General features: G+C 70.6%; 21 protein-coding genes, 2 tRNA genes and 1 pseudogene. 8 read left to right on the forward strand and 16 right to left on the reverse strand.

Annotation, left to right across the window (positions count from 1 at the left end; genetic code table 11):
• Positions 1-9 precede the first annotated feature (9 nt).
• The 5 genes from OOK34_RS05640 to OOK34_RS05660 form a co-directional block, all read right to left on the reverse strand.
• A complete protein-coding gene (locus OOK34_RS05640) occupies positions 10-276 on the reverse strand; it encodes a tyrosine-type recombinase/integrase (protein ID WP_267032759.1) in 267 nt (88 codons plus the stop codon).
• Complete coding sequence (locus OOK34_RS05645; RefSeq protein WP_267032760.1) at positions 239-706, reverse strand: hypothetical protein; 468 nt, start codon at positions 704-706, stop codon at positions 239-241. The genes OOK34_RS05640 and OOK34_RS05645 overlap by 38 nt, the downstream gene beginning before the upstream one ends.
• An 80-nt stretch (positions 707-786) precedes the next feature.
• Positions 787-1,695, reverse strand: coding sequence for a helix-turn-helix transcriptional regulator (locus tag OOK34_RS05650; RefSeq protein WP_267032761.1), 909 nt, complete (start codon positions 1,693-1,695; stop codon positions 787-789).
• On the reverse strand, positions 1,692-2,213 hold the full coding sequence (locus OOK34_RS05655) for a DUF6879 family protein (protein ID WP_267032762.1): 522 nt from the start codon (positions 2,211-2,213) through the stop codon (positions 1,692-1,694). The genes OOK34_RS05650 and OOK34_RS05655 overlap by 4 nt, the downstream gene beginning before the upstream one ends.
• On the reverse strand, positions 2,194-2,403 hold the full coding sequence (locus OOK34_RS05660) for a hypothetical protein (RefSeq protein WP_267032763.1): 210 nt from the start codon (positions 2,401-2,403) through the stop codon (positions 2,194-2,196). The genes OOK34_RS05655 and OOK34_RS05660 overlap by 20 nt, the downstream gene beginning before the upstream one ends.
• Positions 2,404-2,943: 540 nt before the next feature.
• Here OOK34_RS05660 and OOK34_RS05665 point away from each other — a divergent pair.
• The 4 genes from OOK34_RS05665 (at position 2,944) to OOK34_RS05680 (ending at position 6,565) form a co-directional block, all read left to right on the forward strand.
• Entirely contained in the window at positions 2,944-3,657 is a 714-nt protein-coding gene (locus OOK34_RS05665; RefSeq protein ID WP_267032764.1) for a M50 family metallopeptidase, read from the forward strand.
• Between the two features lie 53 nt (positions 3,658-3,710).
• Positions 3,711-5,048, forward strand: coding sequence for a 3-phosphoshikimate 1-carboxyvinyltransferase (gene aroA / locus OOK34_RS05670; protein ID WP_267032765.1), 1,338 nt, complete (start codon positions 3,711-3,713; stop codon positions 5,046-5,048).
• Between the two features lie 10 nt (positions 5,049-5,058).
• A complete protein-coding gene (gene rsgA / locus OOK34_RS05675) occupies positions 5,059-6,069 on the forward strand; it encodes a ribosome small subunit-dependent GTPase A (RefSeq protein ID WP_267032766.1) in 1,011 nt (336 codons plus the stop codon).
• 172 nt (positions 6,070-6,241) lie between these two features.
• On the forward strand, positions 6,242-6,565 hold the full coding sequence (locus OOK34_RS05680) for a multidrug efflux SMR transporter (protein WP_267032767.1): 324 nt from the start codon (positions 6,242-6,244) through the stop codon (positions 6,563-6,565).
• Here OOK34_RS05680 and OOK34_RS05685 read toward each other — a convergent pair.
• The gene (locus tag OOK34_RS05685) at positions 6,531-7,097 is read right to left on the reverse strand and encodes a TetR/AcrR family transcriptional regulator (RefSeq protein WP_267032768.1); all 567 of its coding nucleotides are present in this window, start codon (positions 7,095-7,097) and stop codon (positions 6,531-6,533) included. The genes OOK34_RS05680 and OOK34_RS05685 overlap by 35 nt on opposite strands.
• A 137-nt stretch (positions 7,098-7,234) precedes the next feature.
• Between OOK34_RS05685 and hisN the strand changes: the two genes are divergently transcribed.
• Both hisN and OOK34_RS05695 read left to right on the forward strand, forming a co-directional pair.
• Positions 7,235-8,041: a histidinol-phosphatase gene (hisN, locus tag OOK34_RS05690; RefSeq protein ID WP_267032769.1), complete on the forward strand. Its 807-nt coding sequence runs from the start codon at positions 7,235-7,237 to the stop codon at positions 8,039-8,041.
• A 184-nt stretch (positions 8,042-8,225) separates the two neighbouring features.
• Positions 8,226-8,618, forward strand: a complete 393-nt coding sequence (locus OOK34_RS05695) for a cyclic nucleotide-binding/CBS domain-containing protein (protein ID WP_267032770.1) — start codon at positions 8,226-8,228, stop codon at positions 8,616-8,618.
• Between the two features lie 85 nt (positions 8,619-8,703).
• On the opposite strand, the gene OOK34_RS05700 is transcribed toward OOK34_RS05695, so the two are convergent.
• Positions 8,704-10,173: a catalase gene (locus OOK34_RS05700; RefSeq protein WP_323183399.1), complete on the reverse strand. Its 1,470-nt coding sequence runs from the start codon at positions 10,171-10,173 to the stop codon at positions 8,704-8,706.
• Positions 10,174-10,301: 128 nt separating this feature from the next.
• On the opposite strand from OOK34_RS05700, the gene OOK34_RS05705 reads away from it, so the two are divergent.
• A complete protein-coding gene (locus OOK34_RS05705; protein ID WP_267032772.1) occupies positions 10,302-10,718 on the forward strand; it encodes a Fur family transcriptional regulator in 417 nt (138 codons plus the stop codon).
• 133 nt (positions 10,719-10,851) lie between these two features.
• Here OOK34_RS05705 and OOK34_RS05710 read toward each other — a convergent pair.
• The 4 genes from OOK34_RS05710 to OOK34_RS05725 all read right to left on the reverse strand — a co-directional run bounded on the left by OOK34_RS05710 (position 10,852) and on the right by OOK34_RS05725 (position 16,087).
• Positions 10,852-10,925: transfer RNA gene (locus tag OOK34_RS05710), tRNA-Met, on the reverse strand.
• A gap of 59 nt (positions 10,926-10,984) precedes the next feature.
• Positions 10,985-12,841, reverse strand: coding sequence for a tetratricopeptide repeat protein (locus OOK34_RS05715; protein ID WP_267032773.1), 1,857 nt, complete (start codon positions 12,839-12,841; stop codon positions 10,985-10,987).
• Between the two features lie 214 nt (positions 12,842-13,055).
• A tRNA-Met gene (locus OOK34_RS05720) sits at positions 13,056-13,129 on the reverse strand.
• A 54-nt stretch (positions 13,130-13,183) separates the two neighbouring features.
• Positions 13,184-16,087: a UPF0182 family protein gene (locus OOK34_RS05725; RefSeq protein WP_267032774.1), complete on the reverse strand. Its 2,904-nt coding sequence runs from the start codon at positions 16,085-16,087 to the stop codon at positions 13,184-13,186.
• Between the two features lie 105 nt (positions 16,088-16,192).
• Here OOK34_RS05725 and OOK34_RS05730 point away from each other — a divergent pair, with 105 nt between their 5' ends.
• The gene (locus tag OOK34_RS05730) at positions 16,193-16,765 is read left to right on the forward strand and encodes a PPA1309 family protein (protein ID WP_267032775.1); all 573 of its coding nucleotides are present in this window, start codon (positions 16,193-16,195) and stop codon (positions 16,763-16,765) included.
• Positions 16,766-16,784: 19 nt separating this feature from the next.
• Here the strand turns inward: OOK34_RS05730 and OOK34_RS05735 are convergent, their stop codons facing one another.
• The 5 genes and pseudogenes from OOK34_RS05735 to OOK34_RS05755 form a co-directional block, all read right to left on the reverse strand.
• The gene (locus OOK34_RS05735; RefSeq protein ID WP_267032776.1) at positions 16,785-17,873 is read right to left on the reverse strand and encodes a PDZ domain-containing protein; all 1,089 of its coding nucleotides are present in this window, start codon (positions 17,871-17,873) and stop codon (positions 16,785-16,787) included.
• Positions 17,874-17,953: 80 nt separating this feature from the next.
• Entirely contained in the window at positions 17,954-18,151 is a 198-nt protein-coding gene (locus OOK34_RS05740) for a hypothetical protein (protein WP_267032777.1), read from the reverse strand.
• 154 nt (positions 18,152-18,305) lie between these two features.
• Positions 18,306-18,380 (reverse strand): annotated as a pseudogene (locus tag OOK34_RS05745) (molybdenum cofactor biosynthesis protein MoaE); the annotation flags it as partial.
• A gap of 119 nt (positions 18,381-18,499) precedes the next feature.
• Entirely contained in the window at positions 18,500-18,961 is a 462-nt protein-coding gene (locus OOK34_RS05750) for a molybdenum cofactor biosynthesis protein MoaE (RefSeq protein WP_267032778.1), read from the reverse strand.
• 134 nt (positions 18,962-19,095) lie between these two features.
• The gene (locus OOK34_RS05755) at positions 19,096-20,262 is read right to left on the reverse strand and encodes an SDR family oxidoreductase (RefSeq protein WP_267032779.1); all 1,167 of its coding nucleotides are present in this window, start codon (positions 20,260-20,262) and stop codon (positions 19,096-19,098) included.
• Positions 20,263-20,376 lie beyond the last annotated feature (114 nt).

Consider the following 20,376-nt stretch of genomic DNA (forward strand, 5'->3'; position numbering starts at 1 on the left):
AACGCTAGGTCATGCGGCCACAGCCAGCACCAAACCAGCACGGTGCTGAGTAATCGCTCCATCCATCACCCGGATCGCCCGCCCGGTGCTGTCCGGCGTCAGGTGTCCGTACGTGTCAGCGGTCTCGCTGATGTTCCTGTGCCCCAGCCACCTGGACACGTCCAAGAGTGGCAGACCACTGCCGAGTGCCGTAGAGGCGAACCAATGCCTGAGATCGTAGGGCGACCACGAATCCGAGTTACCCGTCCAGGGGGCAGGGCAGCGTGGGCTCCGCACGGTTCGGAGAGCACGTCACCAGAGCCACGGAGTGGAACGCGTTGCCGGTCACGTAGTGCCCGAGAGACACGTCCCCACCCCAAGACAGGCGCTCGACGGCTGCCTTCACCAGCAGGACGAGCCTGGTCACCTCCCGGTCACCCTTAGAGGCGAACCGGGGTGCGAACTCCGCCAGTTGAAGGCCCAGCCATTCGCCGGCCTCCTTGGGCTCCACCCGTGTCCCACGGATCAGCGAAGCGGGTTTCATCAGCCAGTGCGCCGTTTGAATGGGAGGGACGTCGGACTCCGGAAACTCCGCGACTGCCCGGCGGTACCTCTGCACTACGTTCTCCGGGCTCGTGGCGGTTGGCGGCGCCCCTGGACGGCGCCGGAGCCCCTCCTCGTCGAACGTCGCCTTCTCGCCCAGCCATGCGTAGCCGTGGTGGTGCACTGCTGCTCCGTTCCTGGGAATGACGACGGCCCCACCCGTCGGCGTGAGGGCAGGGCCGTCAGTTCAGGTGGTGCTGTGGATCAGGCGGAGAGGTCGAAGCGCGCGGGGTCGATGCCCGCCGCGTTCAGCTCCTCGGTGGTGAAGCGCAGCGGCTGCGCGTCCGGCCGCTTGCTGTCGGCCAGGAAGTCGTCGCGAATACTGGCGACGAGGTCCCACATGCCTTCACCTGAAAGGGCTACGCGATCGAACATCCGGAATTTTTCTTCGTACAGCTCGATGTCCCGCAGTTCACTGGTAGTGATTTCAGCGTGACGGATTTCGATGATGGCGAGCCGGCCGCCGAAGAGGGCGAACGAAGATGTGGGAAGTCCAGGCATGGGTGCAGACAAGGGAACGATGCCGATTTGAATGTTCGGCATCCGCGACATGGTGATGAGCTTGTCTAGCTGCGCGGCCATCATAGGCGCAGGGATAAGCCGCCATCTGAGTACCGATTCGGTGATCAGGAATCGGAAGGTTCGGGCTCTGTCGTACAGGACTTCCTGACGGCGTAGACGTGCCCCAATCATCTTCTCTAGAGCATCGTCGGTCAGCTCTGAACCTTGCTGGACTCCCCGCACATATTCGGGGATCTGGAGCAGGCCAGGAATACAGGAGGGCTGAAACACCCTGAGTAGAGTCGTCTCGGCCTCTACGGCCTGGATCTCTTCCTGGTGCTTGTGGAGTCCGGTACGCCGGTAGATGCGCCACGCTGTGGCCTCTGTGGCCACCCTGCGGGCTGCCTCGGTCAGCTCGGCCTTTATCTCGACTGAGACTTCCAGGGCCTCCAGGATGCGTTCTACGTCGAAAACGGAGGGAGGTAGCGCCCCGTTCTCAATCTTGCTCAGCTTGCTTGGGGACATGGCTGCGCTGCGGGCTACTACTTTCGCCTGCTTTCCGCTGGCTACTCGCAATTCCCGCAGCGCCTTTCCTAGGTCAGTTCTGTTCACACTTCCCCGTACCGCTCCCACCATTCGGCGAACGGCACAGCATGGCTCAGGGCCAAGTCGCGGCGAGCCATCCATTCCACTGGGTCGGAGTGGGATTCCACCCCCAGGAAACTGCCACCTTCTCCGTAATTCATCGAGACCACCGAGGTTTCATCGAACATCCAGAAATCCGGAACGCCCTCAAGGGGATTCGGCTGGTCTGTGGTGTCCAGGATGAAGAACTCTTCCCCAGCTTTCGCGTTCTTGTGGTAGCCCCAGCCTAGTTCGAAGCGGAGATAGTCCGTCATGGGGCGCGAGATGATGTGGACGCGGTACATGCGCTTACCGGCGTCGATGTTCCCGCGCACCTCGTCAGCCCATTCCTGGTTGTAGTCATCCGGCTGAGGTTCACCGGCCAGGAATGCGCGGATCATCTCCGGGTCTGACGAGCCACTGTAGTCGTCCAGGGTTTCCAGACGGAACGCTTCACGGCGGAAGGTGGAGAACAGCTTCTCGAACTCAGCGGGCGAGATATTCACGCGCGTACCTCTCGATGATCTCGGCGGGGATGCGGACCACGGTCTCACCGGCGGGGATCTTGATGCCGACCAGCGTCTCCGCGTCCTCCACGTCGTAGCCCTGCACGAGGAGGTCCCCGGTTTCATCGAGGCGGTACAGCGTGGCGCACGTCCCCTTCTCGCACTCCCCGACCAGCCGTGTCACTGCCATGCCGTCCCCCTGCTGTGAGGTCTTCGGTCGTGTCCCGTTCGATGCTCCCGACCCCGTGGCAAGGGGGTCAAGGGATCACGGTTGAGAGAACAGGAAACCGGTGCGGTCGGCTGGATCGCGTCGGTGAGCACCATGGAAATTTCCATGGTGGTCGGAGGCCGGAACCTGCCCCGGGGCGCGGAGCGTCCTAGTCAGCACGACGCCAGCGCAGTGCACCCAAACGGTCCGGAACGGACCCCACGGGACCCAGCGCCAAACCAGCACGGGCATGAGAAAGGCCCCGGATCGCTCCGGGGCCCTGGCTCTCTGATCTGCGGTTTTTGTCTCACAGGGAGGTCATGTCAGGTCGGCGTCTTCCATACCTTCCGCACATGGCTGACACACTGCCGTGACTCCTCCCCAACGGCTAGTGCCGTGGGGCTTCACCCCGGCCTGACGGCCGGGCCCGGACAAGCCCTGCCCGCTGCCCGAAGGCAGGCTCACAGCCTAAGAGACGGCCGCACGATTCCGCGCCGCAAGACCTCCTCGAAAGAAGGTTTGATGAACCGCACCACCCCGGCCGGCCTCTGGGACCGGCTCACCGGGATACAGACGTCGCCGCCCTGGTGGCTGGTGGTGGTGACGGGCCTGGCCGCGCTCGCGGCGGTCGCGCCCCGGCCGCTGTGGCTGCTGTCCCGCAACGCGATCACCATCGCGCACGAGGGCGGCCACGGGCTGCTGGCCAAGCTGACCGGGCGCCGGCTCGACGGGATCCGGCTGCACTCCGACACCAGCGGGGTCACCCTCAGCTGGGGCAAGCCGACCGGGATCGGGATGATCCTGACCGCCGCCGCCGGCTACACGGCGCCCTCGCTGCTGGGCCTCGGCGGGGCGGCCCTGCTGTCGGCCCACCGGATCACGCTGCTGCTGTGGGTGGCGACCGCGCTGCTGGCGGTGATGCTGCTGAAGATCCGCAACGCCTACGGGCTGCTGACGGTGGTGCTGGCCGGCGGGACCTTCGTGGTGGTGTCCTGGCTGGCTCCGGCCGAGGTGCAGGCGGTGTTCGCGTACGCGGTGGTGTGGTTCCTGCTGCTCGGCGGGGTGCGGCCGGTGTTCGAGCTCCAGGCCAAGCGCAGGCGCGGCGGCGCGCCGGACTCGGACGCCGACCAGCTGGGCCGGCTCACGCACGTCCACCCCGTCGCCTGGCTGCTGCTCTTCCACACCGTCGCCCTGTGCTCCCTCATCGGCGGCGGGCGCTGGCTGCTCGCCCTCTGAGACGGGGCCGCCGTCCAGATCCCGGGCCGTGGGAAGCCACTAAAGTAAGGGCCATGACCGACACCCCCGCGCTCCACGACCTCTGGCCCGCTCCGCTCGCGGACGGCGCCGTATACGCCACCGTCACCGTGCCGGGGTCCAAATCGGTCACCAACCGCGCCCTCGTGCTCGCCGCCCTCGCGGCCGAGCCGGGCTGGGTGCGCCGCCCGTTGCGCTCGCGCGACTCCCAGCTGATGTCGGACGCGCTGCGCGCGCTGGGCGTCGGCATCGAGGAGACCGTCTCCTCCAGCTCCGCCGACGGCGACAGCGGCGAGGCCTGGCGGATCATCCCGGCCGCCCTGCACGGCCCGGCCACCGTCGACGTCGGCAACGCGGGCACGGTCATGCGCTTCCTGCCGCCCGTGGCGACCCTGGCGGACGGCGACATCCGCTTCGACGGCGACCCGCGCTCCTACGAGCGCCCGCTCGGCCAGGTCATCACCGCCCTGCGGACCCTCGGTGCCCGGATCGACGACGACGGGCGGGGCGCGCTGCCGATGACCGTCCAGGGCGGCGGGGCCCTGGAGGGCGGCACGGTCGAGATCGACGCCTCCAACTCCTCCCAGTTCGTCTCGGCGCTGCTGCTCTCCGCGCCGCGCTTCAACCAGGGCGTCGAGGTCCGGCACGTGGGCGGCAAGCTGCCGTCGATGCCGCACATCCGGATGACGGTGGAGATGCTGCGCGCGGCCGGCGCCCAGGTCGACACGCCCGAGGCGGGCGGCGAGAAGGACGTGTGGCGGGTGGCGCCGGGCGCGCTCCTCGGCCGCGACATGGTCGTCGAGCCCGACCTCTCCAACGCCCAGCCCTTCATGGCCGCGGCCCTGATCACCGGCGGCACGGTCACCATCCCGGACTGGCCGCGCCGCACCACGCAGCCCGGTGACGCGCTGCGCCGGATCTTCACCGAGATGGGCGGCTCCTGCGAGCTGACCGACGCGGGCCTGGTCTTCACCGGCACCGGCAAGATCCACGGCATCGACGTGGACCTGGGCGAGGTCGGCGAGCTGACCCCGGGCATCGCGGCGGTCGCGGCGCTGGCCGACTCGGAGTCGGTGCTGCGCGGGGTCCAGCACCTGCGGCTGCACGAGACGGACCGCCTGGCGGCGCTGACGGCGGAGATCAACGGGCTCGGCGGCGACGTCACCGAGACCGCCGACGGGCTGCACATCCGCCCGCGCCCGCTGCACGGCGGCGTCTTCCACACCTACGACGACCACCGCATGGCCACCGCCGGCGCGGTGATCGGCCTGGCGGTGGAGGGCGTACGGATCGAGAACGTGGCGACGACCGCGAAGACCCTGCCGGACTTCCCGAAGATGTGGACAGACATGCTCGCGGGAGCGGGAGCGTAGGGGCCCCGTCATGCGCAGGTACGGCAAGCACACCGACGAGGACGACATCCGCCAGCGCCCGAACCCCAAGGGCAACCGGCCCCGGACGAACATCCGGCCCAAGCACGAGGACGCCTCCGAGGGCTTCGTCCTCACCGTGGACCGCGGCCGGCTGACCTGCCTGGTCGGGGACCGCACCATCCACGCGATGAAGTCCAGGGAACTGGGGCGCAAGGCGGCGGTGGTCGGCGACCGGGTGTGGATCGTCGGCGACCTGTCCGGCAAGAAGGACACCCTCGCCCGGATCGTGCGGATCGAGGAGCGCAAGTCCGTCCTGCGGCGCACCGCGGACGACGACGACCCGTACGAGCGGGTGGTCGTCGCGAACGCCGACCAGCTGGCCATCGTCACGGCGCTGGCCGACCCGGAGCCCCGGCCCCGGATGATCGACCGCTGCCTGGTGGCCGCGTACGACGCCGGGCTCGAGCCCCTGCTGGTGCTGACCAAGTCCGACCTGACCTCGGCCGACAAGATCCTGGAGATCTACGCGACGCTCGGCGTGAACTACGTCGTCACCAACCGCGAGGAGCTGGCGACGGGCGACGCGGCAGCCCGGGTGCGCGAGCGCCTCGACGGCCGGATCACCGCCTTCGTCGGCCACTCCGGCGTCGGCAAGACCACCCTGGTCAACTCCCTGGTGGCACCGGATCGCAAGCGGGCGACCGGCGTGGTCAACGCGGTCACCGGCCGCGGCCGGCACACCACCACCTCGGCGCTGGCGCTGCCGCTGCCCGGGATGGACGGCTGGGTCATCGACACCCCGGGCGTGCGCTCCTTCGGCCTGCACCACGTGGACCCGTCCCGGGTGATCCTGGCCTTCCCGGACCTGGTGGAGGGTACGGAGGGCTGCCCGCGCGCGTGCAGCCACGACGAGCCGGACTGCGCGCTCGACCAGTGGGTGGAGGACGGCCACGCGGACCCGGCGAGGCTGTACTCGCTGCGCCGGCTGCTCCAGACCCGCGAGCGCCGCGAGGGCGACTGACCGCGGATCCCCGCGGACTGACCGCAGACCCCGCAGATCCCGCGGACTGACCGCAGACCCCGCGGACCGGCCGCAGGCTGATCGTCCGGCGGGGTTTGCCGCCGGCCGGGTCTGGTAAATGCATAATCGCACCAAGTGACGCCGAGTCACCTGACGCGGGGAGGCATACGCCATGGCGTGGCTGCTGGTCGTGGTCGCCGGAATCCTGGAGACCGGTTTCGCGGTGTGCCTCAAGCTGTCCCACGGGTTCACCCGGCTGTGGCCGACGGTCGCCTTCGCGTGCTTCGCGCTCGGCAGTTTCGGGCTGCTGACCCTGGCGCTCAAGAAGCTGGACGTGGGGCCGGCGTACGCGGTGTGGACGGGCATCGGGGCGGCGGGGACGGCGATCTACGGCATGGTCTTCCTCGGCGACCTGGTCTCCACCCTCAAGCTCGTCTCGATCACGCTGGTGATCCTCGGGGTCATCGGCCTCCAGCTGTCCGGCTCGGCGCACTGAGCAGCCGCAGCAGCTCCGCCGCCGGCTCCCGGCCCGGGTCCTCCCCCGGCGCGACCACGTAGGACAGCGCGAGCCGTACGGCGAGCTCGCAGCGGCGTACCGGCTCGTACGGGAGCGCGGCGGCGGCCCGGTCGCGTACCGCCCGGGTCAGCTCCCCCGGCCCGATCGCCTGCCGGCTCCCCGGCGGAGGCGGAGCCGGCAGGGCCGGCCCCCAGGAACCCGTCAGCAGGGCCCGTACGAGGCTGCGCGCGCGGGCCGCCCGTACGGTCCACTCGGCGACCGCGGCGAGCCGCTCGGCAGCGGTGCGCGCGGCCGGGGCGGCCAGCGCCCGCTCCACCCCGTCCAGGTACCAGTCGGCGGCCCGGCGCACCAGGGCGCGGCCCAGGCCCGCCTTGCCGCCGAACTCGTTGTAGAGGGTCTGCCGCGACACCCCGGCGGCGGCCGCGACCTCCACCATCCGCACGGCCGGCCAGGGGCGGGCGGCCAGGGCCGCCTCGGCCGCTTGCAGCAAGGACTCCCGGGCCGTCGGCATCGCCACCTCCCCGCTGGGTTCGCCCCGATGGGCTCCCCCGCCAGAGTTGACGGGCCGCCAGATCCTGTCAAGGGCGCCTCCCGGCCGCAGTGTGGACCTCGTTCGCCGGGCCGCCGCAGTCTCGATACTGTTCGGGCATGTCCTCGTATGCCGATGATCTGCGCCTCGCCCTCGAACTCGCCGACGCGGCGGACGCCGCCACGATGCAGCGTTTCCGCGCCCTCGACCTCCAGGTCGAGACGAAGCCGGACATGACCCCGGTGAGCGAGGCCGACAAGGCCGCCGAGGAGATCGTCCGGGCCGGGATCCTGGCCGCGCGGCCCGACGACGCGATCCTCGGCGAGGAGTACGGCCTCAAGGGCGAGGGCCCGCGCCGCTGGGTCGTGGACCCGATCGACGGCACGAAGAACTACGTGCGCGGCGTCCCCGTCTGGGCGACGCTGATCTCCCTCATGACCGAGGGGGAGGACGGGGTGTTCCGCCCGGTCGTCGGCGTGGTCTCGGCCCCGGCGCTGGGCCGCCGCTGGTGGGCCTCGCAGGGCGGGGGCGCCTTCGCGGGCGGCACGCTGGGCGAGCCGGCCGGAGCGATCGGCGTGTCGAAGGTGGCGACCCTGGGCGACGCCTCCTTCGCCTACTCCTCGCTGAGCGGCTGGGAGGAGCAGGGGCGGCTGCCCGGGTTCCTGGACCTGACCCGCGCGTGCTGGCGTACGCGGGGCTACGGGGACTTCTGGCCGTACATGATGGTCGCGGAGGGCTCCCTGGACCTGTGCGCCGAGCCGGAGCTGAACCTGTGGGACATGGCGGCCATCGCGGTCGTGGTCCAGGAGGCGGGCGGCCGGTTCACCAGCCTGGACGGGGTGGACGGCGTGGACGGCGGGAACGCGGCGGCGTCGAACGGGCTGCTGCACGAGGAGATGCTGGGGCTGCTCCGCCCGCGCGGCTGACCTCTCCCCGCTCACGTACGCCGAGCGTGCCCCCTTGATGACTTTCCGTGTCGGTGGGAATCTGAGAGTCCCCCCGCTTGTGCGCTTGTGAATCGCTTCTCTAAGTTGAGGGGTCCTCTCAGTGGAGGCCCTTCACGCACCGCACCCACCCAGGCGGGGGCTCACCCAGGAGGTGGCTCTCTTCATGCTCGTCCGCGACGCCATGAGCACCGTGATCCTCACCCTCGGACCCGCGCACACCCTCCGTCAGGCGGCCTGCCTGATGTCCGGCCGGCACGTCGGCGCGGCCGTCGTCCTCGACCCCGACCACAGCGGCATCGGCATCCTGACCGAGCGCGACATCCTCAACTCGATCGGCGCGGGCCACGACCCCGACCGGGAGTCGGTGGGCGCGCACACCACGAACAACGTCGTCTTCTGCACCCCCGAGGCCACCCTGCTGGAGGCCGCCGAGGCCATGGCCCACGGCGGGTTCCGGCACCTGATCGTGCTGGAGGACGGCGGCCCGGTGGGCATCGTCTCCGTCCGCGACGTCATCCGCTGCTGGGTGCCGGCCCGCCGGGCCGTGCCCGCGTAGCCGCGCCGGTTCGCAGAACGCCAGCGGGCCGGAACCCTCCGAAGGGGGTTCCGGCCCGCTGTCCTGCTACGGCAAGCGATCCGTGTCAGCCGCGAAGGGCCTGGACCGCGGCTTCGAGCCGCTTGCCGAAGTCGGCGTCCGCCTGGCGGAAGTTGTTGATGGCGCGCTCGACGATGTCGTCACGGGAGACCTTGGCGATGAAGCCGGACAGGTTCTCGATCAGACGGGACTTCTCGTCCTCGGAGAACAGGCGGTAGAGGTCGCCCGCCTGGACGAAGTCGTTGTCCTCGGAGTGCGAGGGGGTGGCGTGGTTGCCCGTGCCACCAGTGACGGCGGCGGACTGCCACAGCGGGCGGTCCGTCTGGAAGGGGCCGCCGAAGCTGTTCGGCTCGTAGTTCTTCGCGCCCTTGTGGCGGCCGTCGTACAGGAAGCCGTCACGGGAGTTGGTGCGCGCCTCGGTGGCGTGCGGGCGGTTCACCGGCAGGTGGTCGGCGTTGATGCCGACGCGGTAGCGGTGGGCGTCGCCGTACGCGAAGAGACGGCCCTGGAGCATCTTGTCCGGGGAGGGACCGATGCCGGGGACGAAGTGCGCCGGGGAGAAGATGGACTGCTCGACCTCGGCGAAGACGTTCTCCGGGTTGCGGTTGAGCTCCAGCTTGCCGATCTCGATCGGCGGGTAGTCCTCGTGCGGCCACACCTTGGTGAGGTCGAACGGGTTGAAGCGGTAGTTCTCCGCCTCGGCCGCCGGCATGATCTGGACCTGCACGGTCCAGGTCGGGAACTCGGCGCGCTCGATGGACTCGCGCAGGTCGCGCTGGTGGGAGTCCGGGTCCTCACCGGCGAGCTGGTTGGCCTCGGCCTGGGTGAGGTTCTTGATGCCCTGGTCGGTCTTGAAGTGGTACTTGACCCAGAAGACCTCGCCGGCCTCGTTGTTCCACTGGAACGTGTGCGAGCCGTAGCCGTTCATGTGGCGGTAGGACGCCGGTATGCCGCGGTCACCGAACAGCCAGGTCACCTGGTGGGTGGACTCGGGCGACAGACCCCAGAAGTCCCAGACGTTGTCCGCCTCCTGCGAGCCCGTGTAGGGGTCGCGCTTCTGGGTGTGGATGAAGTCGGGGAACTTGATGGCGTCCCGGATGAAGAAGACCGGGGTGTTGTTGCCGACGAGGTCGTAGTTGCCCTCTTCGGTGTAGAACTTCAGCGCCCAGCCGCGGGGGTCACGACGGGCGTCGGCGCCGCCGAGGCTGTCCGCGACGGTGGAGAAGCGCAGGAAGGTCTCGGTCTGCTTGCCGACCTCGGAGAGGAACTTGGCACGGGTGTACTGGGTGACGTCCGCCGTCACCGTGAAGGTGCCGTAGGCACCGGCGCCGCGGGCGTGCACCACGCGCTCCGGGATCCGCTCGCGGTTGAAGTGCGCGAGCTTCTCCAGCAGGAGCTGGTCCTGGACCAGAACCGGGCCGCCGACGCCGGCGGTCTCGCTGTTCTGGTTGTCGGCGACCGGAGCCCCGGCCTCCGTGGTGAGCGGTCCCTGCGTCACGTGCGCCTCCTGCGTCATTCCTGCATGTCCTGTCCTTGGCGTTTGCCGTAACCGATCCTACGATGGACTTTGTCTAAGTCAAGTGAGCATCCAAGTCCACACCGGTTCGGGATCTGCACCGAATCCCCACTGTTAGGCTGGCGTGTATGAGTGACCTGCTGGAACGACTTCGCGGACGCGGCTGGCGCATGACGGCCCAGCGGCGTGTCGTCGCCGAGGTGCTCGACGGTGACCACGTTCACCTGACGGCAGACGAGGTGCACGCACGCGCTGTGACCAAACTGCCCGAGATCTCTCGAGCCACGGTCTACAACACCTTGGGCGAGCTCGTTTCGCTCGGCGAGGTGCTCGAAGTCTCGACGGACCGGCGGGCCAAGCGGTACGACCCGAACGCCCACCGCCCCCACCACCACCTGGTCTGCGCACAGTGCGGGGCCATCCGCGACGTGCACCCGGCGGGCGACCCGCTGGCCGACCTGCCGGCCGGCGAGCGCTTCGGCTTCGTGGTCTCGGCGGTCGAGGTGACGTACCGCGGGGTGTGCCCGGGCTGCGCGGCCGTCTGACGGACGCTGCCGCCCCACGGGGCGGACGGAGAAAAGGCCGGGGGCCGCAGCCCCCGGCCTTTTCCGTTGCCGGCTTCGCGTTCAGAAACGACTCGAGGCCCGGATCCATGGGATCCGGGCCTCGGGCCTTCAGTAGCGGGGACAGGATTTGAACCTGCGACCTCTGGGTTATGAGCCCAGCGAGCTACCGAGCTGCTCCACCCCGCGTCGGTAAACACGACTCTACGCGAGGCCACCCGGCAGATGCAAATCAGTTAACCGGCACCTCAGGCGGAGAGCTCCTCCGCGAGCGCGTCCCGCAGCCGGGCCGCGCGCTCCGAGACCTCCGCCGGGCCCAGCTCCATGGCCCGCACGCACCACTTCTGCCCCTCCGCGAGGTCCCCGTGCCGGGCCGCGAGCAGCCCCAGCCGCAGGGCGGCCCGGCCGTGCCCGGCCACCGCCGCGCGGGTCCACCACAGGGCCGCCTCGGGTTCGTTGCCCTCGCGGGCCAGGAGCAGCCCCAGGTTGAAGGCGCCGTTGCGCGAGCCGGCCTCCGCCGCCTCCCGGTACCACCGCGCGGCCACCACCAGGTCGCCCCGGGCGGCGGCGAGCATGCCGACCCGCACCTGGGCCCGCCGGTGACCCTGCTCGGCGGCACGCTCGTACCACTCCTCGCTCTCGGTGCGCGCGGCGCCGCCCACGGGCTCGCCGAGCGCCACCGGCTCCGGCGGCGGGGCCAGCGACTCCAGCAGGGAGGCCAGCCGGAACGCCGCCTCCGCGCTGCCGCCGCCCGCCGCGCACCGCAGGTGCCGCTCGGCGGCCCGCTCCTCGCCGTCGCGCACCAGGGCGATCCCGACCTGGAGCGCCGCGTCGGTGTGCCCGGCCGCGGCGGCCCGCTCGTACCACTTGAGGGCGGTGCGGTCCTCGTCCCGGCTGGCGAAGAGGATCCCGAGGTTGAAGGCGGCGTCGACGCTGCCGGCCTCGGCCGCCTTGGAGAACCACGGCTCGGCCCCCGCCGCGTCCCCGACCTGGAGGAGCATGATCGCCAGCGCGTTGGCGGCCTCGCGGTGGCCCGCGTAGGCCGCCCGGCGGTACCACTGCTCGGCCTGAGCGGTCCGCTCCTGGGCGGCGCACAGCAGGGCGAGGTTGTAGGCGCCGTTCTGGTCGCCGGCGTCCATCGCGGCCCGGTACCACTTCTCGGCGGTCTGGGTCTCACCGCGGGCCGCGTGCAGCGCCCCCAGGGCGTTCGCGGCGTTGCCGTCGCCGTCCTGCGCGGCCCGGTGCCACCAGGCGGCCGCGCTCTCCTCGTCCCCGGCGTCGCGCAGCAGGAAGCCGAGGGCGCACGCCGCCCGGGCCTCCCCCTGCTTGGCCGAGCTCAGGTACCAGCGCCCGGCCTCCTTCAGCTCTCCGCGCGCCTCCAGCAGGGCGCCCAGGTGCAGCCCGGCGCGCCGGTGCCCGCGCGCGGCGGCCTGCCGGTACCACTGCTCGGCCTCGGCGGGGTCGCCCTTGCGCAGGTGGCGGGCGAGCCGGTACGCCGCCTCGCGGTGGCCCTGCTCGGCGGCGGCCCGGAACCACCGCTCGATGCCCTTGTCCCCGCGGTGCTCCAGCAGGTCGGCCAGGCCGTACGCGCCCAGGGCGTGCCCGGATTCCGCCGCCTGGCGGAGCCAGTACTCGGCGGCGGGCTCGTCCCCGCGCTCGCGGTAGTGGCGGCCCAGGGCGTGCGCGGCGGGGGCGGAGCCGGCGACGGCGGCGACCCGCCACCAGCCGGCCGCCTCCTCGGGGTAGCCGCGCTGGAGGAGCAGGACCCCGAGGTTGTTGGCGGCGGCACGGTCGCCGCCGCCGGTGGCGCCGCGCAGGTAGGGCTCGGCCCCGGCCAGGTCACCGCGGCGCAGCAGCAGCGCGCCGAGCACGCTCATGGCGCCGGGGTCGCCCTTGTCGGCGGCCACCCGGTGGCGGGCCTCCAGCTCGGCATCGGTGGCGCCCTCGGCGTCCCCGAAGGCCTCTTCCGCGAAATCCGCATCGGTCAGTGCGGTCTGCGCGTTGACAGTCGGAGCGGCCTTGCCCGTTCCCGTGCCCGACTCGGCCTCCGCCCTCACAAACCGCCCTGTCTCCAGCAGAGTTGACCTGTCCCCCATAAATCCCATCGTCGCATCACCTGCTACCCGCGTACACCTGGTATGTCGCAGCCAGTGAGGTCACTACAGCGTTTTGTCGACATGCCCACAGAGAGACAAGTCAAACACGCTCACGCCCCAACTCACCCGCCCCAGTGACCCCGTGTCTCCCAACAGCCCCTTTTCAGGAAAGCCGGGCATGACGAAGGCCCGGATCCCATTGGATCCGGGCCTTCGTCTTCAGTAGCGGGGACAGGATTTGAACCTGCGACCTCTGGGTTATGAGCCCAGCGAGCTACCGAGCTGCTCCACCCCGCGTCGGTGAAACCACAGTATCACGACGCGGGCCGGAACCATTACCGCGTTGACCGCCTAGCCACCCGGCTTGGGGGCCGTCAGCTTCGCCTCCGCGTCGATCGCCCGCTTCAGCGCCGCCTGGAGCTCGCTCTGCGCCTTGCCGTACGCGGCCCAGTCGCCCGCCTTCATGGCCTTGTCGGCCTCCTCGACGGCCTTCTGGGCGTCGGCGAGGGCCGCCTTGACCGTCGGGTCCTGCGCGGTCGGCGGGGTGGTCGGGCTGGTAGGCGTGGTGGGAGGCGTCGGCGTGGTGGGCGTGGTCGGGGCCTCGGCCCCGAAGACCACGTTCAGCGCCTTCTCCAGGGTGTCCTCGAAGGCCGTCTGGCCGCCGTAGGTCACCAGCACCTTGCGCAGCAGCGGGTACTTCAGCCCGGAGCTGCGGACGTACACCGGCTCCACGTAGAGCATTCCGCCCTCCATCGGAACCGCGAGGAGGTTGCCGTACTCGATCTCCGAGTCACCACCGCGCAGCAGGCGGATCGACTCGGCGATCTTCGGCTCCGACTGGAACTTGCTCTGGACCTGGCCGGGGCCGTCCGGCGGCTTGCTCGTCGGCATCTTCAGAATGCGGATCTTGCCGTAGTCCGGGGTCCCGGGATCGGCGTTCACCGCCATGAAGGCGCTCAGGTTGGGCCGCTCGTTCGGCGTGAAGGTCGTCGTGAGCGAGAAGACCTGGTCCTTCTCCGGCTGGCCCGGCATCTTCATCGACAGGTAGTACGGCGGAACCGCCGTGCCGGCCTTGGTCGTCGGGTCGTCCGGGACGGCCCAGGCCTCACTGCCGCTGAGGAAGGTCTGCGGGTCCGTGACGTGGTACCGGGTCAGCAGCTCGCGCTGGACCTTGAAGAGGTCCTGCGGGTAGCGCAGGTGGTCCATGAGCGGCTTGGCGATCTCGCTCCTGGGCTTCACCGTGCCGGGGAACGCCTTCATCCAGGTCTTCAGGACCGGGTCCTTGGTGTCCCACTGGTACAGGTCGACCGTGCCGTCGTACGCGTCGACGGTGGCCTTCACCGAGTTGCGGATGTAGTTGACCTGGTTCTCCTGGGCCACCACCGCGCGCTGGCTGTTGGTCAGCGAGTCCGCGGTGCTCTGGCCCAGCGTGGTCCGCGAGGCGTACGGGTAGCCGTTCGTCGTGGTGTAGGCGTCGACGATCCACTTGACCCGGCCTTCGACGACCGCCGGGTACGGAGCCCCGTCGATGGTCAGCCAGGGCGCGACGGCCTCGACGCGGTCCTTGGGCGTGCGGTTGTAGAGGATCCGCGAGCCCTCGCCGATGGCGCCCGAGTACAGGATCTGCGGCTCGCTGAAGGCGAGCGCGTACGCGGCCCGGTTGACCGGGTTGTCCAGGTTGACGCCGGAGTCGCCCTTGTAGCTGGTCTCCTTCTCGCCCTTGTCGTCCGAGTAGTCGAGCTCCTTCTGCGGTCCACCGACGATCGAGTACTGCTTCGTCTGCTCGCCGTAGTAGATGCGCTGCTCGAAGTCCGTGCCGAACATCCCCTTGGAGGGCAGGTCGGACTGGGTGAAGTCGGGGGCGCCCTGGTCGCCGACGGTGGTGCCCTTGGCCGCGACCACGCCGTAACCGTGCGTGTACTTGAAGTGGTCGTTGATCCAGTTGTTCTTCGGGATGCCGCCGATGTTCAGCTCGCGGAGCCCGATGACCGTGTCCTGGCCGCTGTAGCGGTCCACGGCCAGCGTGGACGGGAAGCCGTAGTAGCCCTTGACCTGCTGGAGCTGCTGGAAGGCCGGCGAGACGATGTTCGGGTCGAGGAGCCGGACGCTGGCGGTGGTGTCGGCCGCCGAGCGCAGCTTGGCGCGGTCGTCCGTCTGCGGGGTGCCCGGGTAGTCCTTGACGTCGGCGCCGGCGATCCCGTAGGCGTCGCGCGTCGCCTTGATGTTCTTCTCGACGTACGGGGATTCCTTGGCCTGCTCGTTCGGCTGGACCTGGAACTTCTGCACGATCGCCGGGTAGAGCCCGCCGATCAGGATCGCCGAGAGGACCATCAGGCCGAAGCCGATGACCGGCAGCTGCCAGGTGCGCCGCCACAGGGTGGCGAAGAACAGCACCGCGCAGATCGCGGCGATGGCGACGAGGATCGTCTTCGCCGGCAGGTAGGCGTTGGCGTCGACGTAGCGCAGGCCGGTCCAGTTGTCGGCGGCCTTGAAGTCACTGGACTTCACGGCGAGGCCGTACCGGTCGAGCCAGTACGCGACCGCCTTGAGGGTGACGAAGAGGCCGAGGAGCACCGACAGGTGCCCGGTCGCCGCGGCGGTGGCCCGGGCGCCCGGGCTGGTCACGCGCAGTCCGCCGTACAGGTAGTGCACGACGACGGCGGCGATCACCGAGAGCACGGCGGCGGCGAAGCCGAAGCCGAGCAGGAAGCGGTACCAGGGCAGGTCGAAGGTGTAGAACGACACGTCCAGGTGGAACTGGGGGTCCTTCTGCCCGAAGGGCACCCCGTTCACGTACATGAGCCAGGTCTTCCACTGGCCGGCCGCCGAGGCGCCCGCGATCAGACCGACGATCGCCGCGATGGCCAGGAGCAGCCACTTCTTGTACGGGGCGACGCTCATCCGGTAGCGGTCGAGGCTCTGCTGCTCCATCGACATCGCGCTGAGCGGCGGCCGCAGCCGGTACGCCAGCCAGATGTTCAGCCCGACGGCACCGGCCATCAGCAGACCGAAGACGGCGAAGAGGCCGACCTTGGTCCACAGGGTGGTCGTGAAGACCGTCGAGTACTTGACGGAACGGAACCAGAGCCAGTCCGTCCAGAACCCGGCGAACATGATGAACAACATGGCCAGGACGGCCAGGACGCCCAGGGTCGTCAGAAGAGTCCGGGCGCGCCGGGAGGGGCGGCCGACTCTCATCCGTGGCCCGGAGGGGCCTCCGCCGCGGTCCGGCATCTGGAAAGCCAAGGTGCGCACCTCGAAAGTCGCTGTGTCTGGTCCTGGGCCCACGATCGTAGGGCCCACCCATGCAACTTACTGAGGCTTTAGTCAGTTCCCGGTATCGGGGGGAAAGGAGGCAGGATGTTGTCCATGTCCAACCTTTCGCCCTCCCCCGGCACCCCCATGGCGGCCAGCCCGCTGACCCGCGCCGTCCTCGAGATCGACGAGTACGCCTCCACCCTCGGCTGGGACAAGCCGGCCCGGCTGTTCGCCCTGGTCGACACCGCCCGGCTGCGCAGGCAGGAGCCCCGGCTCGCCGGGCAGCTCGGTCTCGACCAGGACGACGCCGGCAAGAGCCAGCTGACCCCGATCGAGCAGGACGAGGTACCGGCCGGGACCCCGCTGGACAAGTTCCTGGGAACCATCGCCTGGCCCGACGCGATCGTCGGGTGCGCGCTGACGGTGGAGCGGCTGATGCTGCCGCCGTCGGCGGAGGCCTCCGTACCGGAGGGGCTCAACGACAAGCAGCTGACCAAGTGGGTCGCCAACCACCCCGACCGGCAGGAGGTCCGCCTGACGGTGGGCGTCCTGCGCGACGGCTCGCGCGAGTCGGCCGTACGGCTGCGGGACAAGGACTCCTCGAGCGAGGTGCTGACCGGAGCGAGCCTGGTGCCGGGGCTGGCCGAGGCGCTGGCGGCGACCTTCCTCGACTAGGAGGCAGGGCGGGGCACGGTCAGGACGCGGTGCACTGCGGCAGCCCGGCCGTGTCCCCCTTGCTGATCTTCTCGAGCGCCTTCGTGGCGTCGTCGATGGTGGAGACCTTCACCAGGGTCAGGCCCTCGGGGGTGTGCGAAGCGGCGGAGGCGCAGTTCTCGGCCGGGGTCAGGAAGTACTCGGCCCCGGCCTTGCGCGCGCCGATGGTCTTCATCTGGATGCCGCCGATGGGGCCGACCTTGCCCTCGTCGTCGATGGTGCCGGTGCCCGCGATGAACTTGCCGCCCGTGAGGTTCTCGGGGGTGAGCTTGTCGACGATGCCGAGGGCGAACATCAGGCCGGCGCTCGGGCCGCCGACGTCGGCGAGCTTGATGTCGATGGGGAACGGGAAGGTGTGGTCGGTACCGGCCCGGATGCCGACGATGGCGTGGCCGTCGTCCTCCGCCTTGCCCGCGGTGATGGTGACCTTGGAGGTGGTGGTCGGCTCGCGGTTGACCTTCTCGGCCTCGGCCGCGTCGGCGGCGGGCACGATGGTGAACTCGACCGGCTCGCCGGGCTTGTGCTTGGTCACGAGCTTGGCGACGTCCCCGGGGGCGGTGACCGCGGTGCCGTCCACTTCCTTGATCACGTCTCCGGCGTGCAGCCGGCCCTCGGAGGGGCTGCCCTTGACGACGGTGGAGACGATGACGCGGGCGCTGACCGGGATGCCCAGCTGCTTGAGGGCGGCCACCTTGGCGCTCTCCTGCGACTGGCTGAACTCCTCGGCGTTCTCCTGCGTGGACTGCTTGTCCGTCTTGCCGTTCGGGTAGAGGTTCTCGTGCGGCACGACGATGTTGTCGTCGGCCAGCCAGCCGTACACCGCTTCCAGCAGGTTCATGTCGTAGTCGGCGCCGGTGACGCGGACCGTGGTCATGTTGAGGTGACCGCTGGTGGGGTACGTCTTGCGCCCCGAGATGTTGAGGACCGGCTCACCGCGGGAGTCGCCGAGCGTGTTCACGGTCGGGCCCGGGCTCATCTCGGAGTAGGGGACCTTGATGAAGACCCCGGCGCAGAGCAGCGCGAACAGCACGAGGAAGGAAGCGAGCATCGTCGCGGTGCGGCGTGGCATGGATCGACAGTACGGGACGGCCCTGGCGGGCGGCCCGTGGGGCCGGTCCGTACGGGGGCGGCGGGCGCTCGCGGGACGCGTCAGACGGCGTCGGAACCGGAGTGCGCCTCTTGCTTCGTCCCGGTCCGGTCGGCCTTGTCCATGACCTCACGGAACCTCGCGTAGCCGGCGAGCTCGGATATGTCCCCCTGCGTGCGGTCGCGGGCCGCCCAGCTGCCCCATATCGCCGCCCCGATCGCGGCGAACAGCGGAATCAGCAACCACGCCAGTGATGCCATGGACGTGCCTCCCTGCCCCGGAAAAGTACGTGTCGTTGTGGCTTCAACGCTCGTGCCCGGGAGGGGGTTACGCAAATCGAGGGCGTGTTGCGCGGCCGAACGGGTGTGACGCTACCGCCCGCCGCGCGCCGGCTTCCCACCGGGCCCCGACGCCTCAGCAGGCGCCGACCCACTCCTCCGTACCGTCCGCGAAGGTTTGGTGCTTCCAGATCGGGACCTCGTGCTTGAGGACCCATCCTTGACGGCCCCCCTCGCACTGCTCGGCGCCAGGGCGCCTCACAGGCTTCGGCCGGCCGCGCCGGACTCCGTCCGTCGACCCACCCGCGGGCCTGTCCGGCGCCCCCTGCCTCAGCAGGCGCCGACCCACTCCTCCGTACCGTCCGCGAAGGTCTGGTGCTTCCAGATCGGGACCTCGTGCTTGAGGTCGTCGATCAGCATGCGGCAGGCCTCGAAGGCCTCGCCGCGGTGCGGGCAGGAGACGGCGACGATCACGGCGAGGTCGCCCACGGCCAGGTCGCCGATGCGGTGGACGGCCGCCAGGGCGCGGACCGGGTACTTCGCCACGACACGGTCCGCGATGCGGCGCATCTCGGCCTCCGCCGTCGGGTGGCAGGAGTAGCCGAGCGAGTCGACGTCGGCGCCGCTGTCGTGGTTGCGCACCGTGCCGACGAAGAGGGTGGTGCCTCCCGTGGCGTCGTCGCCGACGGCCTGGAAGACCTCGTCGATCGACAGCGGGGTCTCACGGATCTCGAGCAGCCGGATGGGGTCCTGAGCGGCCTGCTCGCCGGGGTGGTCGAAGTGCGGTGCCATGTCCTCCATCGTGCCCTAGCCGCTGACGTGGCGGAATAGCCGTTTCGCCCGGGGCGCGGATCTCCGGTTGGGAGCCTCCTACAGGAGGCGTGCCCCGCCCGGCCGGGGCCGGGGCGGGGCCGGGCTCGCGGAGGTCAGAGGCCGCGGCGGCGCCGGGCGCGGCGGACGGCGGCCGCGGCGCCGAGCAGGGCCACCGTCGCGCCGGCGGCTCCGGCGGCCGTGGCGGCGTCCTTGCGGCCCAGGCGCCGGCCCGCGACGGTGTGCCGTCCCGCCACCTCCTGGAGCAGCTCGGCCAGCACCTCCTCGTTGGTCCAGCGGGGGCGCCAGCCCGCCGCGTGCAGCCCGCTGACGCTGACCACCCACGGGTGCATGGTGTAGGCGAGGTCCCCGGCCGGGGACGGGGTCAGGCCGATCCGGTGGAGCCGGGCCGCGGCCCCCAGGGCGACCGCCGAGGGCAGCTCCATGCGGCGGATGCCGCTCAGCTCCTCGACCTCCTCCTGCTCCAGCCAGCCCTCGCAGCCCACGGCCAGCTCGCCCTCGGCCTTCTCCAGGGCGGCGTACTCCAGGGCGCTGACCAGGTCCTCGACGTGGCAGAACTGCCAGGTGGGCCGCGATCCGGCGACGACGAGCAGGCGCGGGGACTCGAAGTACCGGGTCAGGGCGGTGTCCGTGCCACCGACCAGGACCGCCGGGCGGACCACGGTCACGTTCAGCCCGGGGTGCGCGCGGGGGGCCCGGCGGCCCAGGCGCTCGATCTCCAGCAGGTCGCCGACGCCGGTGGCCTCGGCGGTGGCCCGCAGCTCGGAGTCCTCCGAGAGCGGGATGTCGTTGTCCGGCAGGGCCCCGTAGACCATCGCCGAGGTGCACAGCACGACCCGGTGCACGCCGGCCGCCGCGGCGGCGGTCAGGACGGTCTGGGTGCCGCGTACGTTGTACGCCGTACGGGCCGCCGGGTCGGTCTCCAGGTCGAGGTCGAGCGCGAGGTGGACGACCACGTCCGCGCCGCGCAGCTTCTCGGCGATCGCGGGGTCCCGTACGTCCAGGACGTGCCACTGCGCGGCGGCGCAGTCCCCGCGCCGCTCGTCGATGGCCACGACCTGCTTGACCTCGTCGGATTCGGCGAGGCGGCTCACCAGGGCGGCGCCGACCCCCGACGCGGCTCCGGTCACCGCGATCACCGGGCTGCGTCGTCGCGGGGCGGCCTCGTTTCGCGGCTGGCGAACGCCGGGGGCGCTGTCGCCGTGCTCAGGGCGGTTTTCGGCGTCGTGCGGCGCGCGAGCCTGCGGATCTGGGGAACTCACCGGGCGTCTCCAGCGGTTGTCTTCAGTGAGGACGCGCTGTGACGCGTACCCACCAGGTGATGTCCATCCTGCCGCAGCCCAGGAGTCGGCGGAGCACCGAGCCCGGAAGCGGGA

Origin of the sequence: Streptomyces sp. NBC_00091 (assembly GCF_026343185.1) — a bacterium.
GTDB lineage: Bacteria > Actinomycetota > Actinomycetes > Streptomycetales > Streptomycetaceae > Streptomyces.

What these genes read in the sequence shown, in the direction of transcription:
- OOK34_RS05660 (WP_267032763.1), bottom strand. Translation starts at nt 2,403, where the DNA reads ATGGCAGTGACACGGCTGGTCGGGGAGTGCGAGAAGGGGACGTGCGCC.
- OOK34_RS05665 (WP_267032764.1), top strand. Translation starts at nt 2,944, where the DNA reads ATGAACCGCACCACCCCGGCCGGCCTCTGGGACCGGCTCACCGGGATA.
- aroA (WP_267032765.1), top strand. Translation starts at nt 3,711, where the DNA reads ATGACCGACACCCCCGCGCTCCACGACCTCTGGCCCGCTCCGCTCGCG.
- rsgA (WP_267032766.1), top strand. Translation starts at nt 5,059, where the DNA reads ATGCGCAGGTACGGCAAGCACACCGACGAGGACGACATCCGCCAGCGC.
- OOK34_RS05680 (WP_267032767.1), top strand. Translation starts at nt 6,242, where the DNA reads ATGGCGTGGCTGCTGGTCGTGGTCGCCGGAATCCTGGAGACCGGTTTC.
- OOK34_RS05685 (WP_267032768.1), bottom strand. Translation starts at nt 7,097, where the DNA reads ATGCCGACGGCCCGGGAGTCCTTGCTGCAAGCGGCCGAGGCGGCCCTG.
- hisN (WP_267032769.1), top strand. Translation starts at nt 7,235, where the DNA reads ATGTCCTCGTATGCCGATGATCTGCGCCTCGCCCTCGAACTCGCCGAC.
- OOK34_RS05695 (WP_267032770.1), top strand. Translation starts at nt 8,226, where the DNA reads ATGCTCGTCCGCGACGCCATGAGCACCGTGATCCTCACCCTCGGACCC.
- OOK34_RS05700 (WP_323183399.1), bottom strand. Translation starts at nt 10,173, where the DNA reads ATGACGCAGGAGGCGCACGTGACGCAGGGACCGCTCACCACGGAGGCC.
- OOK34_RS05705 (WP_267032772.1), top strand. Translation starts at nt 10,302, where the DNA reads ATGAGTGACCTGCTGGAACGACTTCGCGGACGCGGCTGGCGCATGACG.
- OOK34_RS05715 (WP_267032773.1), bottom strand. Translation starts at nt 12,841, where the DNA reads ATGGGATTTATGGGGGACAGGTCAACTCTGCTGGAGACAGGGCGGTTT.
- OOK34_RS05730 (WP_267032775.1), top strand. Translation starts at nt 16,193, where the DNA reads ATGTTGTCCATGTCCAACCTTTCGCCCTCCCCCGGCACCCCCATGGCG.
- OOK34_RS05735 (WP_267032776.1), bottom strand. Translation starts at nt 17,873, where the DNA reads ATGCCACGCCGCACCGCGACGATGCTCGCTTCCTTCCTCGTGCTGTTC.
- OOK34_RS05740 (WP_267032777.1), bottom strand. Translation starts at nt 18,151, where the DNA reads ATGGCATCACTGGCGTGGTTGCTGATTCCGCTGTTCGCCGCGATCGGG.
- OOK34_RS05750 (WP_267032778.1), bottom strand. Translation starts at nt 18,961, where the DNA reads ATGGCACCGCACTTCGACCACCCCGGCGAGCAGGCCGCTCAGGACCCC.